1 pseudogene is annotated in these 283 nt (G+C 36.7%); it reads right to left on the bottom strand.

The window, feature by feature from the left end:
• Positions 1–283 (bottom strand): annotated as a pseudogene (locus ACG9ZB_RS17200) (RNA-binding protein); the annotation flags it as partial.

Below are 283 nucleotides of genomic sequence, written 5' to 3'. Positions count from 1 at the left end.
CAATAGTGCTAATGGCTTAGAACAATCCGTTCCCCCACCACACATATTGGCAAATTTTTTTGCCAGAGCAAAAATATCAATTTCTAAATTTGGCTGTTTCATCAGATTTTTTCTTTTCAAATATTCTTGCACTTTGCTTAAATTGGATAACTGACGTACTTCTGTATCAAAAGCCATCAAGCGAATATTTGGATTTACATATTTAAATGCACTCGCAAATAATGCTGCTACATCCACACAACGCAATTGTGAGGTTGCTCCCTGACGGTAACCAGTGATGGAA

The sequence above is a fragment of the Acinetobacter johnsonii genome, assembly GCF_048551975.1.
Classification (GTDB): domain Bacteria; phylum Pseudomonadota; class Gammaproteobacteria; order Pseudomonadales; family Moraxellaceae; genus Acinetobacter; species Acinetobacter johnsonii_A.
The sequence above is the reverse complement of the archived record's forward strand: the minus strand, read 5'-3'. Positions and strand labels throughout refer to the sequence as shown.